Genomic DNA, 19,624 nt, shown 5'->3' on the forward strand with positions numbered 1-19,624 from the left:
AAGGGCAACTCATCATGCGCGAATCGGTTCACCCTGCCGCCACCTTAGGCTCGTCCGTTCCCGTCCTCTCGGTCAGTCCCGTCGTGCTGCCGGCTCCCGACCGGGCCGTGGACCTGGAGGTGCGGGTGTCCGCGCCCGTGACCGGGGGCGACCTGCCAGTCATCCTCCTCTCGCACGGCCAGGGCCACTCGAACCACCTCTCCTCCCTGAACGGCTACGCCCCCCTCGCCAACTTCTGGGCGGCGCACGGCTTCGTCGTCCTCCAGCCCACCCATCTGAGTTCGAGGTCGCTGAGCCTGGACCCCGACACCCCCGGAGCGCCGATGTTCTGGCGGTCGCGGGCCGAGGACATGTCGTTCGTCCTCGACCGGCTCGACGCGATCGAGGCCGCCGTCCCGCAGCTCGCCGGACGCCTGGACCACGGCAAGGTCGCTGTGGCCGGGCACTCGATGGGCGGGCACACCGCGAGCCTGCTGCTCGGCGCTCGGCTGATCGATCCGGACGACGGTACGGAAGTGGACCTGGCCGAGCCCCGGATCAAGGCGGGTGTGCTGCTCGCCGCGCCCGGCAGTGGTGGCGCCGCCCTCACCGAGTCCGCGGCCGAGGGTTTTCCGTTCCTCTCGACCATGGACTTCTCCAAGATGACGACGCCCACGCTCGTGGTCGTCGGCGACAAGGACGCCTCCACCCACTTGACGGTTCGGGGTCCGGTCTGGTTCACCGATCCTTACGTCCTCTCCCCCGGCCACAAGTCCCTGCTCACTCTGTTCGACGCGGAGCACGGCCTCGGCGGAGTCTCCGGGTACGACGTCGCCGAGACGACGGACGAGAGCCTTGCGCGGGTGTCCGTGGTCCAGCGCCTCACGTGGGCCTACTTCCGCTCGGAGCTGTACCCCGGGGACCCTGCCTGGCAGGCGGCGAGTGAGGCGCTGACGGCCGGCCCCGACCCGCTCGGAAAGGTCGAGTCCAAGTAGGCCCCAACACTCTCCCCGACCCGGACTACAGCGCCCGCAACCCCGCCGCCGTGGCCCGGGTCAGGCTCTCCAGGTAGCCCTTCGGCAGCTTCGGTGCCCGTACGACCACCGACCGCCAGTACAGCGGGCCGGAGATCAGGTCCAGCGCCAGGTCCTCGTCGACGCCCTCTCGGACCTCGCCGCGCGCGACGGCCGCCGCCACGATCCCCGTGGCCACACTCTGCTGCCCCTCCCGCAGCGCCTTCTGCATGGCCTCGGCGATCTCGGGGTTGCGGGCGGCCTCGGCCTGGAGGTCGGGGATGATCTGGCCGGCGACGGGGTGGCGCAGGGCGCGGGACGTGACCTCGTACAGCAGCCGCAGATCCCCCTCCAACGAGCCCGTGTCCGGCAGCGGGAGGCCCTGCACCGCCACCGCCGAGACCAGGTCGAGGACCAGGTGGAGCTTGGAGCGCCAGCGGCGGTACACCGCCGTCTTGCCGACGCCCGCCCGCCGAGCGATGCCCTCGATGGACACCCGTGCGTAGCCGACGGCGGCCAGTTCCTCGAAGACCGCCGCGCGGATCGCCTCCGTCACATCCTCGCGCAGCACGGCCGCCCCGGCGGGCGCCCGGCGGCGGCGCGGCGGAGTGCGCTCGGCTCCCGCCCCGGCCCCGGCTCCCGCCTCGGCCCCCTTACCGGCGTCGGCGTTAGTCGTCATGCGCAACAGCATAGGGGCGTAACGACGAAACGGTTGCGTTCCGACGTCGCATCGGCTTACGCTCACGTTGCGACGATACGGTCCCGTCCCGACGTAAGAACGAGGCCGAGTACGGGACCACCCCCCACTACCGAAAGCAGCGGATGTGAGTCAGGTCCTCCACACACCGCCACCGACCACGAAGACCGGCCCCGCCGCGACGCCCGCCGAGTCCCCCGCGCAGCTCGCCGCGCGGTACGGCCTCAGCGTCAGCGGGGCCCGCCCCACCCTGCGCGAGTACGTACGGCGGTTGTGGGCCCGGCGGCACTTCATCACCGCCTTCGCCACGGCGAAGCTGACCGCGCAGTACAGCCAGGCGAAGCTCGGCCAGGTCTGGCAGATCGTGAACCCGCTGCTCAACGCGGCGGTCTACTACCTCATCTTCGGCGTCCTCATGGGCACCAAGCACGGCGTGCCGGACTACGTACCGTTCCTGGTCACCGGTGTGTTCGTGTGGACGTTCACGCAGAGCTCGATCATGGCCGGCACCCGGGCCATATCCGGCAGCCTCGGCCTGGTCCGCGCCCTGCACTTCCCCCGGGCCTCGCTCCCCCTGTCGTACTGCCTGCAACAGCTTCAGCAGCTGCTGTTCTCCATGGCCGCGCTGGTCGTGATCCTGCTCGCGTTCGGGGTGCCGGTCGCCGCGTCCTGGCTGCTGATCCTGCCCGCGCTGACGCTGCAGTTCATGTTCAACGCCGGGGTCGCGATGGTCATGGCGCGCGTCGGCGCCAAGACCCCCGACATCGCGCAGCTGATGCCGTTCGTACTGCGGACGTGGATGTACGCGTCGGGCGTGATGTTCAGCATGGACAAGATCCTCGCCGACCGTGATCTGCCGCAATTCGCGCACGTTCTGCTGGAGTACAACCCGGCGGTCCTCTACATCGACCTCATGCGGTTCGCGCTCATCGACAGCTTCGAGGCGCACCAGCTTCCGCCGCACGTGTGGGCCGCGGCCCTCGGCTGGGCGCTCCTCGCGGGCATCGGCGGGTTCATCTACTTCTGGAAGGCTGAGGAGACGTACGGCCGTGGCTGACACCATCACCGGCCCGCACTCGCGGGCCACCGACACCACCGCTACCGAGCGCGTCCCCACCGTCGTCGTCGACGGTGTCGACATCGTCTACCGCGTCAACGGCACGGGGGCCGGACGCGGCAGCGCCACCGCCGCGCTCAACCGCATCCTGCGGCGGAAGAAGACCGAGAAGGCGGCCGGTGTGCGCAAGGTGCACGCCGTGCGGAACGTCTCCTTCACCGCGTACCGGGGCGAGGCCATCGGCCTCATCGGCACGAACGGGTCCGGCAAGTCCACACTGCTCAAGGCCGTCGCCGGGCTCCTTCCGGTCGAGAACGGGCGCATCTACACGGACGGTCAGCCGTCCCTCCTCGGCGTCAACGCCGCGCTGATGAACGACCTCACCGGTGAGCGCAACGTCCATCTCGGGGGGCTCGCGATGGGGATGTCCCGGGAGCAGGTCAGGGAGCGGTATCAGGAGATCGTCGACTTCTCCGGGATCAACGAGAAGGGGGACTTCATCACGTTGCCCATGCGGACGTACTCCTCCGGGATGGCGGCGCGGCTGCGGTTCTCCATCGCCGCGGCCAAGGATCACGATGTGCTGCTGATCGACGAGGCGTTGGCTACGGGTGACGCCTCATTCCGGAAGCGGTCGGAGGCGCGGATTCGGGAGCTGCGGAAGAACGCGGGGACCGTGTTTCTTGTGAGCCACAACAACAAGTCGATCCGGGATACGTGTGATCGGGTGTTGTGGTTGGAGAGGGGGGAGTTGCGGATGGATGGGGCTACGGAGGATGTGCTTAAGGAGTACGAGAAGTTCACCGGGGGGAAGAAGTAGGGCGCGCGCCTTATAGCTCGGGGGGAACTGTTGTGTCGCGACTGCGGGTTGGTTGTGGCTTGTCGCGCAGTTCCCCGCGCCCCTTAAAAGCAGGGGTTCACCTCTCCAGGAAGGTGAACAAGGCCTCCCACCTGTCTACGATCTCCTCCGCCCCGTACCGTCGGATGTTCTCCCTCGCCGTCTCGCCCATCCTGTCCCGTAGGCCCTTGTCCGACATCAACTGGTCCAGCTTGCACGCCAGTTCCCCCGTGTTGCCCGGGCGGGCCAAGAGGCCGTTCTCGCCGTCGGCGATGATCTCGTGGACGCCGGGGGCGCAGTCGAAGGCCGCGCAGGGGACTGCCATGGCCATGGCTTCCATGAGGGCGAGGGGGAAGCCCTCGCCCCTCGATGACAGGGCGAAGACCGAGCCGCCCCGCAACGCGCCCGGTACATCGCTCGTGCGGCCCATCCACCTCACCGAGGCGTCGAGGCCCAGGGCTGTGCACTGCTTCCGCAGCAGCTCCTCGTCCTCGCCCGAGCCGTAGATCTTGAGGGTCCAGTCGGGGTGGCGGGGGGCCAGCTCGGACCAGGTGTCGAGGAGCATGTCGACGCCCTTCTCGTCGCTGAGGCGGCCGATGCTGATGACGGACTTCTCGGTGCGGGGGGAGGGGGTGTCGGGGAGCCAGGGGACGGCGTTCGGGATGAACGAGGTGTTGTCGAGGCCCTCGGTGATCCAGCGGTCGGCGTCCTCGCGGGTGAGGACGAGCATGCGGTCGACGTCACGGTAGTGCTTGAGGACGCGCCGGAAGCGGGAGCTCGCCTTGGACGTCTCGTAGGACTCGTGGCTCATGCCGATGACGGTCAGGCCGGTCGTGTCGGCAAGCCTCACCCACTCCATCGCCCACACCTGGGTCACGATGACCACCCCGCCGGGGCGCGCGGCGGCGAAGAGCCGGGTCAGTCGGGTCGCCCGGTCGCGCATGCTCGCGTCCCGCGCCCGGCCGGGGGCCGGCGGCTGGCCGTCGTACAACCTCGCCGTGGGGTACGGGAGTTCGCCGAGGTCGTGCGGGTCCTCGGGGGTGGTGATGCCGATGACGTGGACGCGGTGGCCGCGCTCGGTGAAGAGCCGGGCCATATGGTGCGACCAGCTGGTCACACCGCCCATCTCGTCCACGCTGTTGGAGACCAGGAAGATGTCCCGCTGGATGTCCCTCTGCCCGCCGGTCACTTGCGCCTCCACTCGGAGAAGAACTCGTCCACGATCCGCCGCGCCGCCGTGCCCTTGTCGTACTCGCCGAAGTCCGCGACGAAGCGCTCGCGGGCGGACGCGTACTTGACCGACTGCTCCTCCAGCGTCGACGCCGTCAGCAGGGCGTGCAGTTCGTCCTCCGTGCGTACGACCGGGCCCGGGGCCCGTTCCAAGAGGTCGAAGTACGTGCCTCGGCCCTCGTGCACGTACTCCTCGTAGTCGTACGTGAAGAAGAGCATCGGGCGGTCCAGCAGGGCGTAGTCGAACATCACCGACGAGTAGTCCGTGATCAGGGCGTCGGCGAGGGCCAGGACGGGGGTCACGTCGTGGTGTGCCGATACGTCGATGACCCGGCCTCTGACCGACGGCGGGAGCACGACGTGGTTGAGGTAGTGGGCGCGGACGAGGAGGACGTACTCGTCGCCGAACGTCTCCGCGAAGCGCTCCACGTCGAAGGGGAGGGAGAAACGGCGTTGGCCGTGATGGCGGAAGGTGGGGGCGTACAGGAGGATCTTCTTGTTCGCCGGGATGCCCAACTCGGCCGCCAGCGGCGGGCGTTCAGTCGCCCCTCGTGCCTGCACCAGCTCGTCGTTGCGCGGGTAGCCCACCCGTAGCAGCGTCTTCTCGCTCAGCCGGAATGCCTTCGCCAGGGTGTGGACGTCGTGCTCCGAGCGGATCAGGAAGTGGTCGAAGCGGTCCAGGGTGCGCTGCTGTTCCGCCTGCTCGGCGCGGGACTTGAGTTTCCAGCCGGGCTCGTCGAAGCCCATCCGCTTGAGCGCGGAGCCGTGCCAGGTCTGGAGGTAGGCCGTGCCGGGGCGCTTGGTCAGCTTCAGCGGGTAGCTCTGGTTGTCGATCCAGAACTCGGCGCGGGCCAGCGCCCGTAGGTAGGGCAGGGACCAGCGGCGTACGAGCGTGGCGTCGGAGGGGAAGCCGTCGGGCTTGCCCGAGTACGACCACACCGCTTCGAAGTCGAGGCCCTGGCGGCGCATCTCCTCGTAGATCGCCCGAGGGCTGTCGCTGTACTGCCGGCCGAGGTGGCTCTCGAAGACCACCAGGCGCTTGTGCACCGGCATCCGCAGGAAAACCTCGTGATAAAGGCGGATTTTGGTGTCCCCGGAGGTGGCCCTCTTGCGCAGCGCCTTCGCCTTGCGGTAGCCGGACTTGGCGAGCCGACCGGGGGTGCCCCGGAGGCCTCGGGTGACGAGGACGTTCGCCTTCTTGTCGGGGACGAGGCGAAAGGCGAGGTGGCCGCGGGCGGAGATCTGCGGTGCGACGCGGTCGGCGACCAGGCGGGTGAGACGGGGGCGGACCGGCAACTCGCCGGTGGCCAGGTCCGGTTCGGCGGCGGTGAGACGGCTGGTGGTGCGCTTTCCGTCGACGTCGAGGTGGAGGCGTACGTCCCACACGGCATCCACGATGCCGAGCGGGCGGAGGGTCTTCGACACGTTCGCCGTGGCCTGCCAGTTCACGTACGCGCCCCCGTGGCGCACCTCCGGCACCGGGACGCGGAAGGTCCGAAAGCGTACGCCCGGGCGGCGGGCGTAGAACTCCAGCTCGGCGGTGAGCCGGGCGGCGGGCGGGATGACGCCGAGGGGGTTGGTGACGCGGCCGGCGAGGCGGACGACGCCGCCGCCGTCCTCCTGCCGGTACTCGGTGAGCTCGTTGCGGAGGAACAGCTTCTCGACGGAGCGGGAGTGGTAGCCGAGTTCGGTGACGTCGAGGATGCGGCGGGCGAAGGGATCCGTCAGGTGCCCGGCGTCGCACCAGTAGATCCGTCCGTCGCGCTCGACGAGCGGGGCGGAGACCTTGTCGCGGTTGGTGAGCGTGTCCACGGCGGGCAGCAGGTTGGCCCAGTCGCTCTCGCGCAGGAGATACGCGCAGATCGCGTGGATGGGCTCGACCTCGTCGTACGCGGCCGGGTCGATCGACGTCAGATAGGCGCGGGCGAGCGCGGCGAACTCCTGGCGGTAGGCGGCATCCCGGAAGGGCAGATCACGCAGGTGCAGCACCAGGTCGTGCTTGAGGAACTTGACGTCCTTGTGGAACTTCAGCGCCCCCATGTCCCGGTCGGCGAGCAGCCGGTCGACCCTGCGGTGGATCTCCATGCGGTGCGCGAAGTTGGCGATCTCGGCACGGCGGTTGCTGATCGACTTGGCGGCGGCCGACTCTGTGACATTCCAGTCGTAGACGCGGTTCGGGATGAGGGTGATCCGGCGGGCGGCCGCGTACGCCTGGGCGGAGAAGAAGAGGTCCTCGTAGTGGATGCCGACGGGGAATTCCAGGCCGCCCTCGACGAGGAAGTCCCGGCGGTAGCACTTGTTGGTCGACAGAGTGTCGTAGACCAGCAGGTCGGGGAGTTCGGAGATCGAGTCGAGGGTACGGGTGCGGGCGTACAGCCACGGGTACCACTTGACCTCCTTGCGCGTGCGCGTGTCCACGTGGACGCGGACGCAGAGGCCGGAGACGAGGTCGGCGCCGGTGGTCTCGGCCGCCTCCAGCATGTTCCGGCAGGCGTTGCGCTCCAGGACGTCGTCGCTGTCGAGGAAGAGGACGTACTCGCCCCGGGTCTCGCGGATGCCGTGGTTGCGGGGCGCGCCGCAGCCGCCGCTGTTCTCGGGGAGCCGGTACGCCCGTACGCGGTCGGGGTGCTCGGCGGCGAGGCGCCGGGCCGTCTCGTACGAGCCGTCCGTGCTGTGGTCGTCGACGATCACGACCTCGACGCTCCGCAGCGTCTGCTCCAGCACCGACCGTACGGCGGTGGGCAGCCTGGCCTCGTCGTTGTAGACGATCACGACGACGGACATGGCGGGTCGCTGGTCCACGCCGACATTCACCCCATTAGTTCTGTTCATCCGTGCTTCACCCCTCTATAAGCCGTGAGGGGCTTGGGGTCTACTTTGCTAGATGTCCGTGGGCGCGTGCGGGTTCCTTGGACGCTCCTGGCTTCCTTTGCCGTGCACGGGTTCCTTCGGTGGCCCCGAGGGGATCCACGGGCCCAACGCGCCGCGATACGCTCCGGATACGACTGTGAGTGGAGGGGGCCGGTGGATGCGCGGGGTCGTACCTGAGGCACTGCGGGCGGAGGATCCGCGGGAGATCGCCGGGTACCCGTTGTACGCCCGCATCGGCGAGGGCGGCATGGGCACGGTCTACCTCTCCCGCAGCCGGGGCGGTCAGCCGGTCGCGCTGAAGCTGGTCCGTGCCGAGTACGCCGACAGCCCGGCCTTCCGTGAGCGCTTCGCCCGCGAGGTCGCGGCCGGGCGCCGGGTCTCCGGCTACCACCTGGTGCCGATCGTCGACCACGACGCGGAGGCGGAGCGCCCTTGGCTGGCCACCCGCTACATCCCCGGCGTCCCCCTCGACCAGGTCCTTCAGACCCACGGGCCCCTCCCCATGCCCGCCGTCCTCCACCTGCTGGCCTGCGCCGCGTACGCGCTCGACGCCGTACACACCGCCGGGGTGATCCATCGCGACGTCAAGCCCGCCAACCTCCTGCTCGCCGCCGACGGGCCCTGGCTGCTCGACTTCGGCATCGCCCGCGCGGCCGGCTCCGCCACGCTCACCACGGCCGGGCGCCTGATCGGCACCCCGCGCTACATGTCCCCCGAGCACGCCCTCGGCCGCCGGGTCACCTCGGCATCCGACGTCTTCGCGCTCGGCCTGATCGCGGCGGTCGCCGCCACCGGACGCCACCCGTACGGCAGGGGCAACCCCCTCGCCATCGCCACGCGTATCGCGGCGACCGATGTCACCCCGCCCACCCTCGATGGCATCGACCGCCCCCTCCTCGACGTCATCCGCCGCTGCCTCACCCCCGACCCGGCCGCCCGCCCCACGGCCGCCGCCATCGCCGAACACTGCGCGGGGGCGGCCCGCCGGGACGTCCGCGACTTCACCGCGTGGCTGCCGGGTCCCGTGGCGACCAGCGTCGCCATCATCGAGACGGCCTTCCGCACGCTGTCTTTGTCGGAGGCCCCGACAGCCCCGGCCCACTTGGCGGAGGCTCCGACGGTGCGGAGGGTTCCGGCGACGGCGCCGATCACGGTGCGGGATGAGGAGTGGCAGCGGAGGGTACGGCGGGAGCCGTAGCCGTGCGCGACAGAGCTCGGTCGGTCCGGGTTCCGTGGCGACTGCGGGTGATTCGTGGTTGCTCGCGCAGTTCCCCGCGTCAAGCCCCCACCCACCCGCACATACAAGCGCACCGCAAGCACCCCCTCGGGGAACCACAACACCACCCCCAACTGTCATAAGCGGCGTATAAAATCACGGGACTTGCACCTTGGGGGAGGCTTCCATTAGCACCAGCACTGGCGACATCCTGAGCCCTCTGGGGCCACAGGATCCGCGAGAAACCGCCGGCTACCAGTTGACCGCCCGCATCGGCGAAGGCGGCATGGGCACGGTCTACCTGTCCCACACCCGCGGCGGCCAGCCGGTCGCGCTGAAGGTGATCCGCCGTGAGTACGGCCAGGACCCGGACTTCCGGCGCCGTTTCGAGCAGGAGGTCCAGGCGGCCCGCCGGGTGCAGGGCTACCACATCGTCCCGGTCGTCGACCACGACACCACCGGCGAACTCCCCTGGCTGGCCTCGGCGTTCATCGCGGGCATCCCCCTGCACGACGCGCTCGTCGCCTTCGGCCCGCTCCCCCTGCCCGCCGTGTTCCAGCTGGTCGGCTGCGCGGCCCGCGCCCTGACGTCGATCCACGCGGCCGGCGTCATCCATCGCGACCTCAAGCCCAGCAACATCCTGCTGGGCTCCCAGGGCCCGTACGTCATCGACTTCGGCATCGCCCGCGCCGCCGACGCCACCCAACTCACCCAGTCCGGCGGCCTGATCGGCACCCCGCAGTACATGTCGCCGGAGCACGCCCTCGGTGAGACGGTCACCCCGGCGACCGACGTCTTCTCGCTCGGCCTGATCGCGGCGGTCGCGGCCACCGGACGCCACCCGTACGGCGACGGCGGCGCCATCACGATCGCCGCGCAGATCGCCAACACGGCCCAGCGCCCGCCGAAACTGGACGGCTACGACGACACGTTGCGCCCCCTGCTGGAGCGTTGCCTGACCGCCGACCCGGCCGGGCGCATCGGCACGGAGGAACTGGCCGCGCTCTGCCAGGAGTCGGCGGGCCGGGGCCTCAGCGACTTCAACGGCTGGCTCCCGGCCCCGCTCACCGCCGACATCGCCCGCCGCGAACAATCCGCCCAAGCCCCGCCCCAGCCCACGGCACCCCAAATGCCGACCGCGCCGCCCCCGACGATGCCCCCGCAGGACCCGGCTCCGGGCACCACCCAGGGCGTACCTCAGGCACCCCCGCCCACCGGTTTCGGCCCGGCCCCCCAGGGCCCGGCGGCCCCGGGCTACGGCTACCCGCCCCCCGCACCCCACACCTACAACCTCACCCCCCAGTCCCCCGCCCCCGCCCCGGCCGCCCCCAAGAAGAGCCGCCGCGGCCTGAAGGCGGCCCTCATCGCCCTCGTCCTGGTCCTCGTGGCCGGCTCGGGCGCGGCGGCCGCGGTGTGGGTGCTGGGCAAGAAGAACGACGGCGACAGCAGCGACACCACGAGCGGCGGCAAAGCGTCCTCGACACCGAGCCCGACCCCCACCGAGTCCGGCTCCGGCTCCGGCTCCGGCTCCGGCGGGCTGGGCGGCGAGAGTGAGGGGACAGACCCGAGCGACTCCCCCACCGTGCCCGAGAACGCGACGTACACGGCGGTCTTCGAGAACAAGTCCTTCACCCTCCGCACCCCCACCGGCTCGGACTACGTCTATGTCGACCTCGACAAGCCGGAGGTCGACATCAAGGCCGAAATGCTCGACAACGTGCGGGACATGTACCTCGACAACAGCCACTGGTACTTCGAGAACACGGTGGGCAAAAGCGGGGGCGCCACCCCCCAGGAGTGCGCCGAAGGCACGGGGACGGACGCCCTGCCCGAGACCCTGGACTCCGAGTACTTCGGCGCGGAGACGGAGATCGACAAGGGCGACAGGCTCTGCACGTTCACCAAGTCCGGCAACCTCGCCATGTACGAGATCACCGCGCTGACCCCGGGCGAGTACAGCTGGGAAGTGCCCACGGTCGAGGGCAAGGTGACACTCTGGAAGGTCACCGAGTAACCCGGCGACGCACGCGAACGGGGGCGCCCCAAAACCTTGGGGCGCCCCCGTTGCCGTACCCCGTACCCCTACGAGTGGCTGCGCAGCAGCGTCCGCATCGTCCGCATCGCCACCGACAGGTTCGCCAGGTCGAACGCGTCGGAGCTCTGGATGTCCTCCAGGGTGATCTTCGCCCGGCCGAGGATCGCGGAGTTCTTCTGCTCCCACAGCTTGAAGCGCTGTTCGGGCGTGGACGTGCCGTTCCCGGCGGCAAGGACGTCGGCGGTGAGGGCCGAGTGGGCGGCGTACAGGTCCTCGCGGATCGCGGCGCGGGCCATGGACTGCCAGCGGTCGGCGCGCGGCAGTTCGATGATGCGGTCCATGAGCCGGCTGATGCGCAGTCGGTCGGCGAGGTCGTAGTAGACCTCGGCGACGGCCAGGGGCTCCTTGTCCATGCGGTCGGCGACCGAGACCACGTCGAGCGCCGGGAAGGCGGAGGAGAACCCGGAGACACGTGTCGCCAGCTCGTCGGGGACGCCGGCGGCCGTCAGCTCGTCGTAGATCTTCTGGTACCACTCCAGGTCCGCGCCGCGCAGCAGCTTGGGCAGCTCGCCCCAGACCTGGTTCACGCCCTCGGAGAAGAACGCGATGGTCTCGGTGAGCTGCAGCGGCTGCGGCCGGTTGTTGAGCAGCCAGCGCGTACCGCGCTCTACGAGGCGGCGGGAGTGCAGCCGGATCCGGGTCTGGACGTCGGCGGCGACCTTGTTGTCCAGCGCCTCGACGCCGTCCCACACCGCGCCCGACCCGAAGATCGCACGGGACGCGGTCTGCGCCCGGACGATCTCCTCCAGCGAGGCCCCGGTCTCCTCCCGCAGCCGGTGCAGGAAGCTCGTACCGCCCGTGTTGACCGTGTCGTTGACCAGCAGGGTCGTGACGATCTCACGGCTCAGCGGGTGGCTGTCGATGTGCTCGGGGAACTGCTCGCTCAGCGCCGTCGGGAAGTACGCGTGCAGCAGGCGCCGCAGATAGGCGTCGTCGGGCAGTGAGGTGTGCAGCAGCTCCTCGGCGACGGTGATCTTCGTGTAGGCGAGGAGGACGGCCGTCTCGGGGCCGGTGAGGCCGTGGCCGGTGCTCAGGCGCTCGCGGATCTGCCGTTCGGTGGGCAGGAATTCGAGCGCGCGGTCGAGGTGGCCCTCCCTGACCAGGTGGCGCATGAAGCGCTGCTGGGCGTGGAGCATGTCCTTGGACTGGGCGAGGGCGTTGGCGATGGCCGTGTTCTGCGCGTAGTTGTTGCGCAGGACGAGGTGGCCGACCTCGTCGGTCATCTCGGCGAGCAGCTTGTTGCGCTGCTTGACGGTCATGTCGCCGTCCGCGACGAGGCCGTTGAGGAGGATCTTGATGTTCACCTCGTGGTCGGAGGTGTCCACGCCGGCGCTGTTGTCGATGGCGTCGGTGTTGACGCGGCCGCCGTTCTGCGCGAACTCGATCCGGCCCAGCTGGGTGAGTCCGAGGTTGCCGCCCTCGCCGACGACCTGGACGCGCAGGTCGGCGCCGTCGACGCGGATGGCGTCGTTGGCCTTGTCGCCGACGTCGGCGTGCGACTCGGTCGAGGCCTTGACGTACGTGCCGATGCCGCCGTTCCACAGCAGGTCGACCGGCGCCTTGAGGATCGCCTTCATCAGGTCGGCCGGCGTCATCTTGGAGATCTTCCCCTCGATGCCGAGGGCCTCCCGGATGTGGCTGTTGACCGGGATCGCCTTGGCGGTGCGCGGGAAGACGCCGCCGCCGGTCGAGATCAGCTCGGTGCTGTAGTCCTCCCAGGAGCTGCGCGGGAGTTCGAAGACGCGGCGGCGCTCGGCGTAGGAGGTGGCCGCGTCCGGGTGGGGGTCGATGAAGATGTGCCGGTGGTCGAAGGCGGCGACGAGGCGGATGTGCTCGCTGAGGAGCATGCCGTTGCCGAACACGTCACCGGACATGTCACCGATGCCGACGACCGTGAAGTCCTGGGTCTGGGTGTCAACGCCCAACTCCCGGAAGTGCCGCCTGACGGACTCCCAGGCGCCGCGGGCGGTGATGCCCATGCCCTTGTGGTCGTAGCCGGCGCTGCCGCCGGAGGCGAAGGCGTCCCCGAGCCAGAAGTTGTAGCTCTGGGCGACCTCGTTGGCGATGTCGGAGAAGGTCGCGGTGCCCTTGTCGGCGGCGACGACGAGGTAGGTGTCGTCCTCGTCGTGCCGTACGACGTCGGCGGGCGGCGTGACCTCGCCCGCGACCATGTTGTCGGTGATGTCGAGCAGCGCGGAGATGAACGTCTTGTAGCTGCGGATGCCCTCGGCGAGCCAGGCGTCCCGGTCCACGGACGGGTCCGGCAGCTGCTTGGCGACGAAGCCGCCCTTGGCGCCGACGGGCACGATGACGGTGTTCTTCACCATCTGCGCCTTGACCAGGCCGAGGATCTCGGTCCGGAAGTCCTCCCGCCGGTCGGACCAGCGCAGACCCCCGCGGGCGACCTTGCCGAACCTGAGGTGCACGCCCTCGACGCGCGGCGAGTACACCCAGATCTCGAACGCCGGGCGCGGCGCCGGCAGGTCGGGCATGGCCTGCGGGTCGAACTTCATGGAGACGTAGTCGTGCGGCCTGCCGCCGGCCGCCTCCTGGAAGAAGTTCGTCCGCAGCGTCGCCTTGATGACGGTGAGGAAGGACCGAAGAATCCGGTCCTCATCCAGACTCGCCACCTGGTCGAGGGCCGCGTCGACCTCTTCGAGGAGCGCGTCGACGATCTCCCGTCCGGCCCGCTGCCGGTCCGGCGACATCCGCGCCTCGAACAGCGACACGAGCAGCCGGGTGGTGTGGACGTTGTTGCGGAGGGTGTCCTCCATGTAGTCCTGGCTGAACGTGGACCCGGCCTGCCGCAGGTACTTGGCGTACGCGCGCAGCACCATGGCCTGCCGCCAGGTGAGCCCGGCGCTCAGCACGAGCGCGTTGAACCCGTCGTTCTCGGCCTGCCCGGTCCAGGTCGCCGCGAAGGCCTCCTGCACCCGCTCCCGCGCGTCGTCCCCATGGAAGTCCCCGCCGGTCTTCGACTTGGGCATGCGCAGCCCGAAGTCGTAGATCCACGCCGTCGTACGGTCCGCGCAGCGCAGCTCGTACGGCCGCTCGTCGATGACCTCGACGCCGAGCCTGCTGAGGACGGGGAGCACGGCGGAGAGGGAGACGGACGCGCCCTTGCGGTAGATCTTGAACCGGCGCTCGTCGGGCGCGGCGCCCACGGGCTCGTACAGGCTGAGCTCGAAGTCCTCGTCCTGTTCGAGCTGTTCGAGGCGGACGAGGTCGGCGACGGCGGCGCGGGGGTTGTGGTCGGCCTTGTAGCCCTCGGGGAAGGCGTTGTTGTAGCGGCGCAGCAGCTCGGCGGCGTGCTCCTCGCCGAGTTCGGCGTTGAGCGCCTCGGCGAAGCCGTCGGCCCAGGAGCGGGCGGCCTCCACCAGCCGAGCCTCGACGCGCTCCTTGTCGGCGTCGGTCAGCTGCGGCAGCTCGGTGCCCTGCGGGACGCGGACCACGAAGTGCAGCCGGGAGAGGATCGACTCGGTGTTCCAGGCGGTGAAGTCGACGCTGATGCCGCCGAGTTCCTCCTTGAGGATGTCGATGATCCTCAGGCGTACGCCGGTGGTGTAGCGGTCGCGCGGCAGGTAGACGAGGGCGGAGTAGTAGCGCCCGTACTCGTCCTGGCGGAGGTACAGCCGCAGCCGCCTGCGCTCCTGCAGATAGAGCACGGAGGTGACGATGGACCGCAGCTCGTCGGGCGGGGTCTGGAACAGTTCGTCGCGCGGGTAGGTCTCCAGGATCTGCAGCAAGTCGCGCCCGTCGTGGCTGTTGGGCGAGAACCCTGCGCCCCGCAGCACCTCGTCCACCTTGCGCCGGATGACGGGCACCCGGCGTACGGACTCGGTGTAGGCGGCCGAGGAGAACAGCCCGAGGAACCGCCGCTCACCGACGACATTCCCGTCGGCGTCGAACTTCTTCACGCCCACGTAGTCGAGGTAGGAGGGCCGGTGCACGGTGGCACGGCTGTTGGCCTTCGTCAGGACGAGCAGCCTGTGCTCGCGGGCCTTGGCGCGGGCGTCGGCGGGCAGCCGCTCGAAGGAGGAGCTGACGGGGTGCTGGTCGCGCCCGGAGTGGTGCGGATCGGCGCGCAGGATGCCGAGCCCGGTCCCGGCGACGGCCGCCAGCGAGTCGTCCTCGCGCAGCTCGTACTCCCGGTACCCCAGGAAGGTGAAGTGGTCGTCGGCGAGCCAGCGCAGCAGCTCGCGGGCCTCCCCCACCTCCTGCTCGCGCAGGTCGTCGGCCGTGTACTCACTGGTCAGCCCCTCGGCGATACGGATCGCCGCGTCCCGCATCTTCTCCCAGTCCTCGACGGCCTCACGGACGTCGGACAGAACCCGCAGCAGATCATTGGTGATCTGCTTCAGATCGGACCGGTCGGTCTCACGGTCGATCTCGACGTGGATCCAGGACTCGATGTGCGCGTCGTGCGGCAGCGTCTCGCCCGCGGCGACCGAGGCGACAGCCGCGCCGACGGCCGTCGGTTCGGTGACCAGCTCGACGAGCTTCCCAGTCACATCCCGCCGCACCACGACCTGCGGATGGACGACGACGTGGATCCCGCGCCCCTGCCGTGACAGCTCATTGGTCACGGAGTCGACGAGGAAGGGCATGTCGTCCGTGACGACCTCGACGACGGAGTGGCTGCACGTCCAGCCGTTCTCCTCCACCGTGGGCGTATGGACCCGCACATTGGCCGTGCCCTGGGGGCGGTTCTCGGCCAGCCGGTAGTGGGAGAAGGCGGCTCCGAAGACGTCGACCGGGTCGCGGTCGCCCAGGTCCTCCGGGGCGGTGTGCAGGTAGTAGCGCTGGAGGAACGCGAGCACGGTGTCGTGGTCCGGGGCGCCGGACTTGCTCTCGCTCGTCGTCCCAGTCGGTAGCTGCCCCCCGACCGGGCTGTTCTCAGCTACCCGGGCGGCCCTCTCGAGCAGCTCGGCCTTGGCTTCGTCCAGCTTGGTCTGCATTGTCCTCTGGCTCCTGTCGCGCGCCGTTGCGTGACGTAGAAGGAAGTACGGTCTCGTCCCCTCCGACGCGCCACCACGACACGGGGTGTCCGGTCTGCTTCGACGCTATGACGCGGGGTGAGATGAGCGGGGGGTAATCGGCCATTCTCGATACGCGACAGGGGTGTGACGCTGCTCTCGGCGCCGCCGCCTGTCCACGGGATGCAGGGGATGCAGGGGGCGTTTTGAAAGCCCGATGCGGTACCCCGGGAGCCGCCACAGCGACTCCCTCCCACCCGCAAGGACCAGCGACCGCCGCCCGGCCACGGATGTCCTCCGTGCTCACCGGGCGCGAAGCAGGGACAACAAAGCCCCCGCGAACTATCGCGCTGATCACGCCACCAAGGCTATCGCTCCGGACGGGGGCCCCGTCATGAGCCGTATGTGTACAAAACCAAGGCTCCAACTTTGACACTCCGCACAGTACCAACCGCGCACGTTTGAGCTATGCGCCGCGCAGGCGAGCTTAGCGGGGGGGGAGGGGTGAAGCGCTCGGGGAGCGCCGGTTCTATCCAGCCCCTCCGGCGTTTGAGGAGCGGGGTCTGGGGCGGAGCCCCAGGATGGGAAGGGTAGGGGGCGGCGGGGGCGAGACAACCGAGCCGGACCCCGACAAACCCCCGCGCCCGCCCCGAACCCGCCCAGCCACTTGGCAAACCCCCACCCCGGAGGCACGTTGACGAAGGAAATCCGACCCAGCCCGACGAAGTCCACCGCACAGCCGAGGAGAGCCCCACCATGACAGCCAAGATCCTGATCATCACCGGCGACGCGGCGGAGTCCCTGGAGGTCCTGTACCCCTACCAACGCCTACGCGAAGAGGGCTACGACGTCCACATCGCCGCCCCCAGCCGCAAAACCCTCCGCTTCGTCGTCCACGACTTCGAACCCGGCTTCGACACCTACACGGAGAAGCCCGGCTACACCTGGCCCGCGGACCTGGCCTTCTCCGAGGTCGACCCCGGCCAGTACGCCGCCCTCGTCATCCCCGGCGGCCGAGCCCCCGAGTACCTCCGCAACGACCCCGAACTCCGCAAGATCCTCAAGTCCTTCTTCGACACCGACAAACCGGTCGCCCAGATCTGCCACGGCCCGTTGCTGACCGCCGCCGTGGACGCCCTCCACGGGCGCCGCGTCACCGCGTACCCCGCCCTGGAACCCGATATGCAGGCGGCCGGCGCGATCTTCCAGGACACCGAGGCCGTGGTCGACGGCGCCCTCGTCTCCGCCCGCGCCTGGCCGGATCACTCCCGCTGGATGCGCGAGTTCCTGACGGTACTGCGAGCGAAGGCACCGGCGACCTGAGCGGCACGCACCCGAAACCCCTAGGCCGCCAGCCGCTCGGCCTCTGCGACCGCCTCCTCCAACGTGTCCACCACCGGCACCCCGACCCCCTCCAAGCTGGCCCGACTGTGCGACCCCCCGGTGTAGAGCACGGCCCGCGCCCCCACATACCGCGCGGCGACCGCGTCATCGGCCGCGTCCCCGATCACGACCGTACGCTCCGGCTCCACCCCCACGAGCCGACGCAGATGCCGCACCATGTGCTCACTCTTGCTGCCCCCGGACGGCCCGGTCCGCCCGTCGACCCGTATGAAGTGCGACTCGATCCCGAATCCCCGCACCAACGGAACCAGTTCCTCGTGCACATACATGCTGAGGATCGACTGACTGCGCCCCGCCGACCGCCAGTCCGCGAGCAGCGCCGGCACCCCTTCGGTGAGGTCGCACGCGACCCGATGCTCCGCGTAGTACCGGTGGAAGATCCCGTCCATGACCTCCCACTCCTCGTCCGTCGGCAGCCGCCCGATCAACCGCTCGTAGAACTTCGGCACCGGCACGCAATAAAGCTCCCGGTACCGCTCCATCGTGAGCGGCTCGATCCCCAACTCCGCGAACGCCGCGTTCGTCGCCCCGATGATCGCCTCGTTGTCATGGAACAACGTCCCATTCCAGTCCCAGACGATGTGCGCCCCAGCTCCGTGCTTCCCCATGCCCAAGAACGTACCCCCCACCACTGACAACGCACCGTGACCATGAGTACGCCCACCGAACACGGAACCGAACCCAGTCGTGCGGCCCTCGTGCCGCCGGGGCAAACCCGCAACCAGGCAGGCAGGAACTCAGCCCCCCAGCCCACCCACGAGGTTCGGGATCTCCTGCGTCGCGTACCACAGCAACTCGTGGTCATCGGCCCCGTCCACGATGAACTGGGCGTCGTCGTCCCCCTGGTCCGCCGCTCCCAACGCGTCCACGGCCTCCCCCACCTCACCCTCCGCCTCCACGGAGTCGACGTGCACGGCCGCCGCCTTGGCCAACGGCACCGGCCCGGCAACCCGCACCTCCCCGAGCGCGGCCGGATCGAGCCCCCGATCGGGATCGGCGACCGCGTCCCGGTCAGCCACATCCACGGCCACGACAACCCGGCGCCGCACACCCCCCGGCTCCCCCGCCAACAACCGCAACGAGGCGAGCGCGGCCCGATTGAGCGCGGCGTACTCCAGCTCCTCGATGTCGTCGGACAGGTACCACTCCCGCAGGGCCGGCGTGACGGCGTACGCGATGAACGGCCCGTCCCCCAGCTCACCCGTCTTGTACGCCTCGGCGAGCCCGGGAAGGGTCAGGGGGACGTAGACGCGCATGGCAGGCCGCTTTCGTAGTCGTGTTCACCAACCCCGAAGAGGCCTCAACGAAGAGGCTCGGACGAGAGGCTTCGACGAGGGGTCTCCGCGAGGTCTCCGAGGAGTCTCGAAGGAGCTTCAGGATACGTGCGGGCGTCCCCTTTCGAGGTCCCACCCGACCCCCCGAACCCGTCCACCCCAGGCCCACCGCCTCACCCGGCCCACCCTTGCCCCACCAGGCCCGAACCCCCTCCACATCACCCTGATAGGTGAACATTTCGCGGCCTCCGCCGGACGCCGCCCTTCCTTGCGTACGCCCCCTCCGGCCTCGTACAAGATCCCCACCACGAAGTTACCGACAGGTATCAAGCGCCTGCACCGACGAACAGGGATCCCCATGAACAAGGTCATGACCAGGAAGAAGCGCAGCACCGGCACCCGCCCTCCCGTCCGCCACGACACCCGCCGCCCCGGCCGCACCCCCGCCCGCACAACTCCGGGAGACGACCGCCCCTCCACCGCACGAACCACAACCGGCCGACCCCAACCCCAGACCCCGACCTCGACCTCGACCTCGACCTCGACCTCGACCTCGACCTCGACCTCGACCTCGACCTCGACCAGATCCGTCCCCCAGCTCCGCCCCACCGACCACTTCGCCGACCTCCTCCTGGCCGTACTGAGCGGCCGGCGCCCCGTGCACAGCATGCTCCGCCACACCGCCGGCCGGGCCTACGACGAACTGGCCCGGCTCGCCGAACACGGCCCCCTGCGCACCACCCACGGCGTCCACCCGGTCGTACGCGACATCGGCTACTACGTCGCCGCCCCGGGCGCCCTGGAGGTCTTCGCCCGCATCGGTGCGGGCGACCGACTCCGCGCCATGGCCTTCCGCCTGGAACACGGCCCCGACCACCGCTGGCGCTGCACGGCCGTGGAACTGGGCGGCCCGAGGCTGCCACACGCGGACGGCGACTGAGCACGAACGCGTGAAGGGCCGGGCACCCAAAGAT

The 19,624-nt window shown here is 69.8% G+C and carries 13 protein-coding genes; 7 read left to right on the forward strand and 6 right to left on the reverse strand.

Annotated features, from left to right (window positions below):
• Window positions 1-14 precede the first annotated feature (14 nt).
• On the forward strand, window positions 15-974 hold the full coding sequence (locus F3T56_RS37530) for an alpha/beta hydrolase family protein (RefSeq protein WP_149829945.1): 960 nt from the start codon (window positions 15-17) through the stop codon (window positions 972-974).
• A 25-nt stretch (window positions 975-999) separates the two neighbouring features.
• Here the strand turns inward: F3T56_RS37530 and F3T56_RS37535 are convergent, their stop codons facing one another.
• Complete coding sequence (locus F3T56_RS37535) at window positions 1,000-1,683, reverse strand: TetR/AcrR family transcriptional regulator (RefSeq protein WP_149829947.1); 684 nt, start codon at window positions 1,681-1,683, stop codon at window positions 1,000-1,002.
• Window positions 1,684-1,816: 133 nt separating this feature from the next.
• Here F3T56_RS37535 and F3T56_RS37540 point away from each other — a divergent pair, with 133 nt between their 5' ends.
• Both F3T56_RS37540 and F3T56_RS37545 read left to right on the forward strand, forming a co-directional pair.
• A complete protein-coding gene (locus F3T56_RS37540; RefSeq protein ID WP_149829949.1) occupies window positions 1,817-2,746 on the forward strand; it encodes an ABC transporter permease in 930 nt (309 codons plus the stop codon).
• A complete protein-coding gene (locus F3T56_RS37545; protein ID WP_149829951.1) occupies window positions 2,739-3,566 on the forward strand; it encodes an ABC transporter ATP-binding protein in 828 nt (275 codons plus the stop codon). Before F3T56_RS37540 ends, F3T56_RS37545 begins: the two co-directional genes overlap by 8 nt.
• Window positions 3,567-3,663: 97 nt before the next feature.
• Here F3T56_RS37545 and F3T56_RS37550 read toward each other — a convergent pair whose 3' ends face one another.
• The gene (locus tag F3T56_RS37550) at window positions 3,664-4,710 is read right to left on the reverse strand and encodes a glycosyltransferase (RefSeq protein ID WP_149829981.1); all 1,047 of its coding nucleotides are present in this window, start codon (window positions 4,708-4,710) and stop codon (window positions 3,664-3,666) included.
• Between the two features lie 59 nt (window positions 4,711-4,769).
• Window positions 4,770-7,646: a bifunctional glycosyltransferase/CDP-glycerol:glycerophosphate glycerophosphotransferase gene (locus tag F3T56_RS37555; RefSeq protein WP_149829953.1), complete on the reverse strand. Its 2,877-nt coding sequence runs from the start codon at window positions 7,644-7,646 to the stop codon at window positions 4,770-4,772.
• Window positions 7,647-7,842: 196 nt separating this feature from the next.
• Here F3T56_RS37555 and F3T56_RS37560 point away from each other — a divergent pair, with 196 nt between their 5' ends.
• On the forward strand, window positions 7,843-8,883 hold the full coding sequence (locus tag F3T56_RS37560; protein ID WP_149829954.1) for a serine/threonine-protein kinase: 1,041 nt from the start codon (window positions 7,843-7,845) through the stop codon (window positions 8,881-8,883).
• Between the two features lie 277 nt (window positions 8,884-9,160).
• The gene (locus F3T56_RS49520) at window positions 9,161-10,915 is read left to right on the forward strand and encodes a serine/threonine protein kinase (RefSeq protein ID WP_281291952.1); all 1,755 of its coding nucleotides are present in this window, start codon (window positions 9,161-9,163) and stop codon (window positions 10,913-10,915) included.
• A gap of 68 nt (window positions 10,916-10,983) precedes the next feature.
• Here the strand turns inward: F3T56_RS49520 and F3T56_RS37570 are convergent, their stop codons facing one another.
• The gene (locus tag F3T56_RS37570) at window positions 10,984-15,954 is read right to left on the reverse strand and encodes an NAD-glutamate dehydrogenase (RefSeq protein ID WP_149829956.1); all 4,971 of its coding nucleotides are present in this window, start codon (window positions 15,952-15,954) and stop codon (window positions 10,984-10,986) included.
• 774 nt (window positions 15,955-16,728) lie between these two features.
• Here F3T56_RS37570 and F3T56_RS37575 point away from each other — a divergent pair.
• Window positions 16,729-17,295, forward strand: coding sequence for a DJ-1/PfpI family protein (locus tag F3T56_RS37575; protein ID WP_149829958.1), 567 nt, complete (start codon window positions 16,729-16,731; stop codon window positions 17,293-17,295).
• A 20-nt stretch (window positions 17,296-17,315) separates the two neighbouring features.
• Here the strand turns inward: F3T56_RS37575 and F3T56_RS37580 are convergent, their stop codons facing one another.
• Together F3T56_RS37580 and F3T56_RS37585 are read right to left on the reverse strand one after the other, a co-directional pair.
• Window positions 17,316-17,984, reverse strand: coding sequence for an HAD family hydrolase (locus tag F3T56_RS37580; RefSeq protein ID WP_149829960.1), 669 nt, complete (start codon window positions 17,982-17,984; stop codon window positions 17,316-17,318).
• 129 nt (window positions 17,985-18,113) lie between these two features.
• Window positions 18,114-18,632: a DUF6912 family protein gene (locus F3T56_RS37585; protein WP_149829962.1), complete on the reverse strand. Its 519-nt coding sequence runs from the start codon at window positions 18,630-18,632 to the stop codon at window positions 18,114-18,116.
• 376 nt (window positions 18,633-19,008) lie between these two features.
• Here F3T56_RS37585 and F3T56_RS37590 point away from each other — a divergent pair, with 376 nt between their 5' ends.
• A complete protein-coding gene (locus tag F3T56_RS37590) occupies window positions 19,009-19,590 on the forward strand; it encodes an Rv3235 family protein (protein WP_149829964.1) in 582 nt (193 codons plus the stop codon).
• Window positions 19,591-19,624: the final 34 nt, after the last annotated feature.

Origin of the sequence: Streptomyces tailanensis (assembly GCF_008386495.1) — a bacterium.
GTDB lineage: Bacteria > Actinomycetota > Actinomycetes > Streptomycetales > Streptomycetaceae > Streptomyces > Streptomyces tailanensis.

Excerpts from the sequence above, each read along its gene's own strand:
- F3T56_RS37590 (WP_149829964.1), top strand. The coding sequence starts at position 19,009 with ATGAACAAGGTCATGACCAGGAAGAAGCGCAGCACCGGCACCCGCCCT.
- F3T56_RS37560 (WP_149829954.1), top strand. The coding sequence starts at position 7,843 with ATGCGCGGGGTCGTACCTGAGGCACTGCGGGCGGAGGATCCGCGGGAG.
- F3T56_RS37530 (WP_149829945.1), top strand. The coding sequence starts at position 15 with ATGCGCGAATCGGTTCACCCTGCCGCCACCTTAGGCTCGTCCGTTCCC.
- F3T56_RS37575 (WP_149829958.1), top strand. The coding sequence starts at position 16,729 with ATGACAGCCAAGATCCTGATCATCACCGGCGACGCGGCGGAGTCCCTG.
- F3T56_RS37555 (WP_149829953.1), bottom strand. The coding sequence starts at position 7,646 with ATGAACAGAACTAATGGGGTGAATGTCGGCGTGGACCAGCGACCCGCC.
- F3T56_RS37570 (WP_149829956.1), bottom strand. The coding sequence starts at position 15,954 with ATGCAGACCAAGCTGGACGAAGCCAAGGCCGAGCTGCTCGAGAGGGCC.
- F3T56_RS37550 (WP_149829981.1), bottom strand. The coding sequence starts at position 4,710 with ATGGGCGGTGTGACCAGCTGGTCGCACCATATGGCCCGGCTCTTCACC.
- F3T56_RS37585 (WP_149829962.1), bottom strand. The coding sequence starts at position 18,632 with ATGCGCGTCTACGTCCCCCTGACCCTTCCCGGGCTCGCCGAGGCGTAC.
- F3T56_RS37535 (WP_149829947.1), bottom strand. The coding sequence starts at position 1,683 with ATGCTGTTGCGCATGACGACTAACGCCGACGCCGGTAAGGGGGCCGAG.
- F3T56_RS37580 (WP_149829960.1), bottom strand. The coding sequence starts at position 17,984 with ATGGGGAAGCACGGAGCTGGGGCGCACATCGTCTGGGACTGGAATGGG.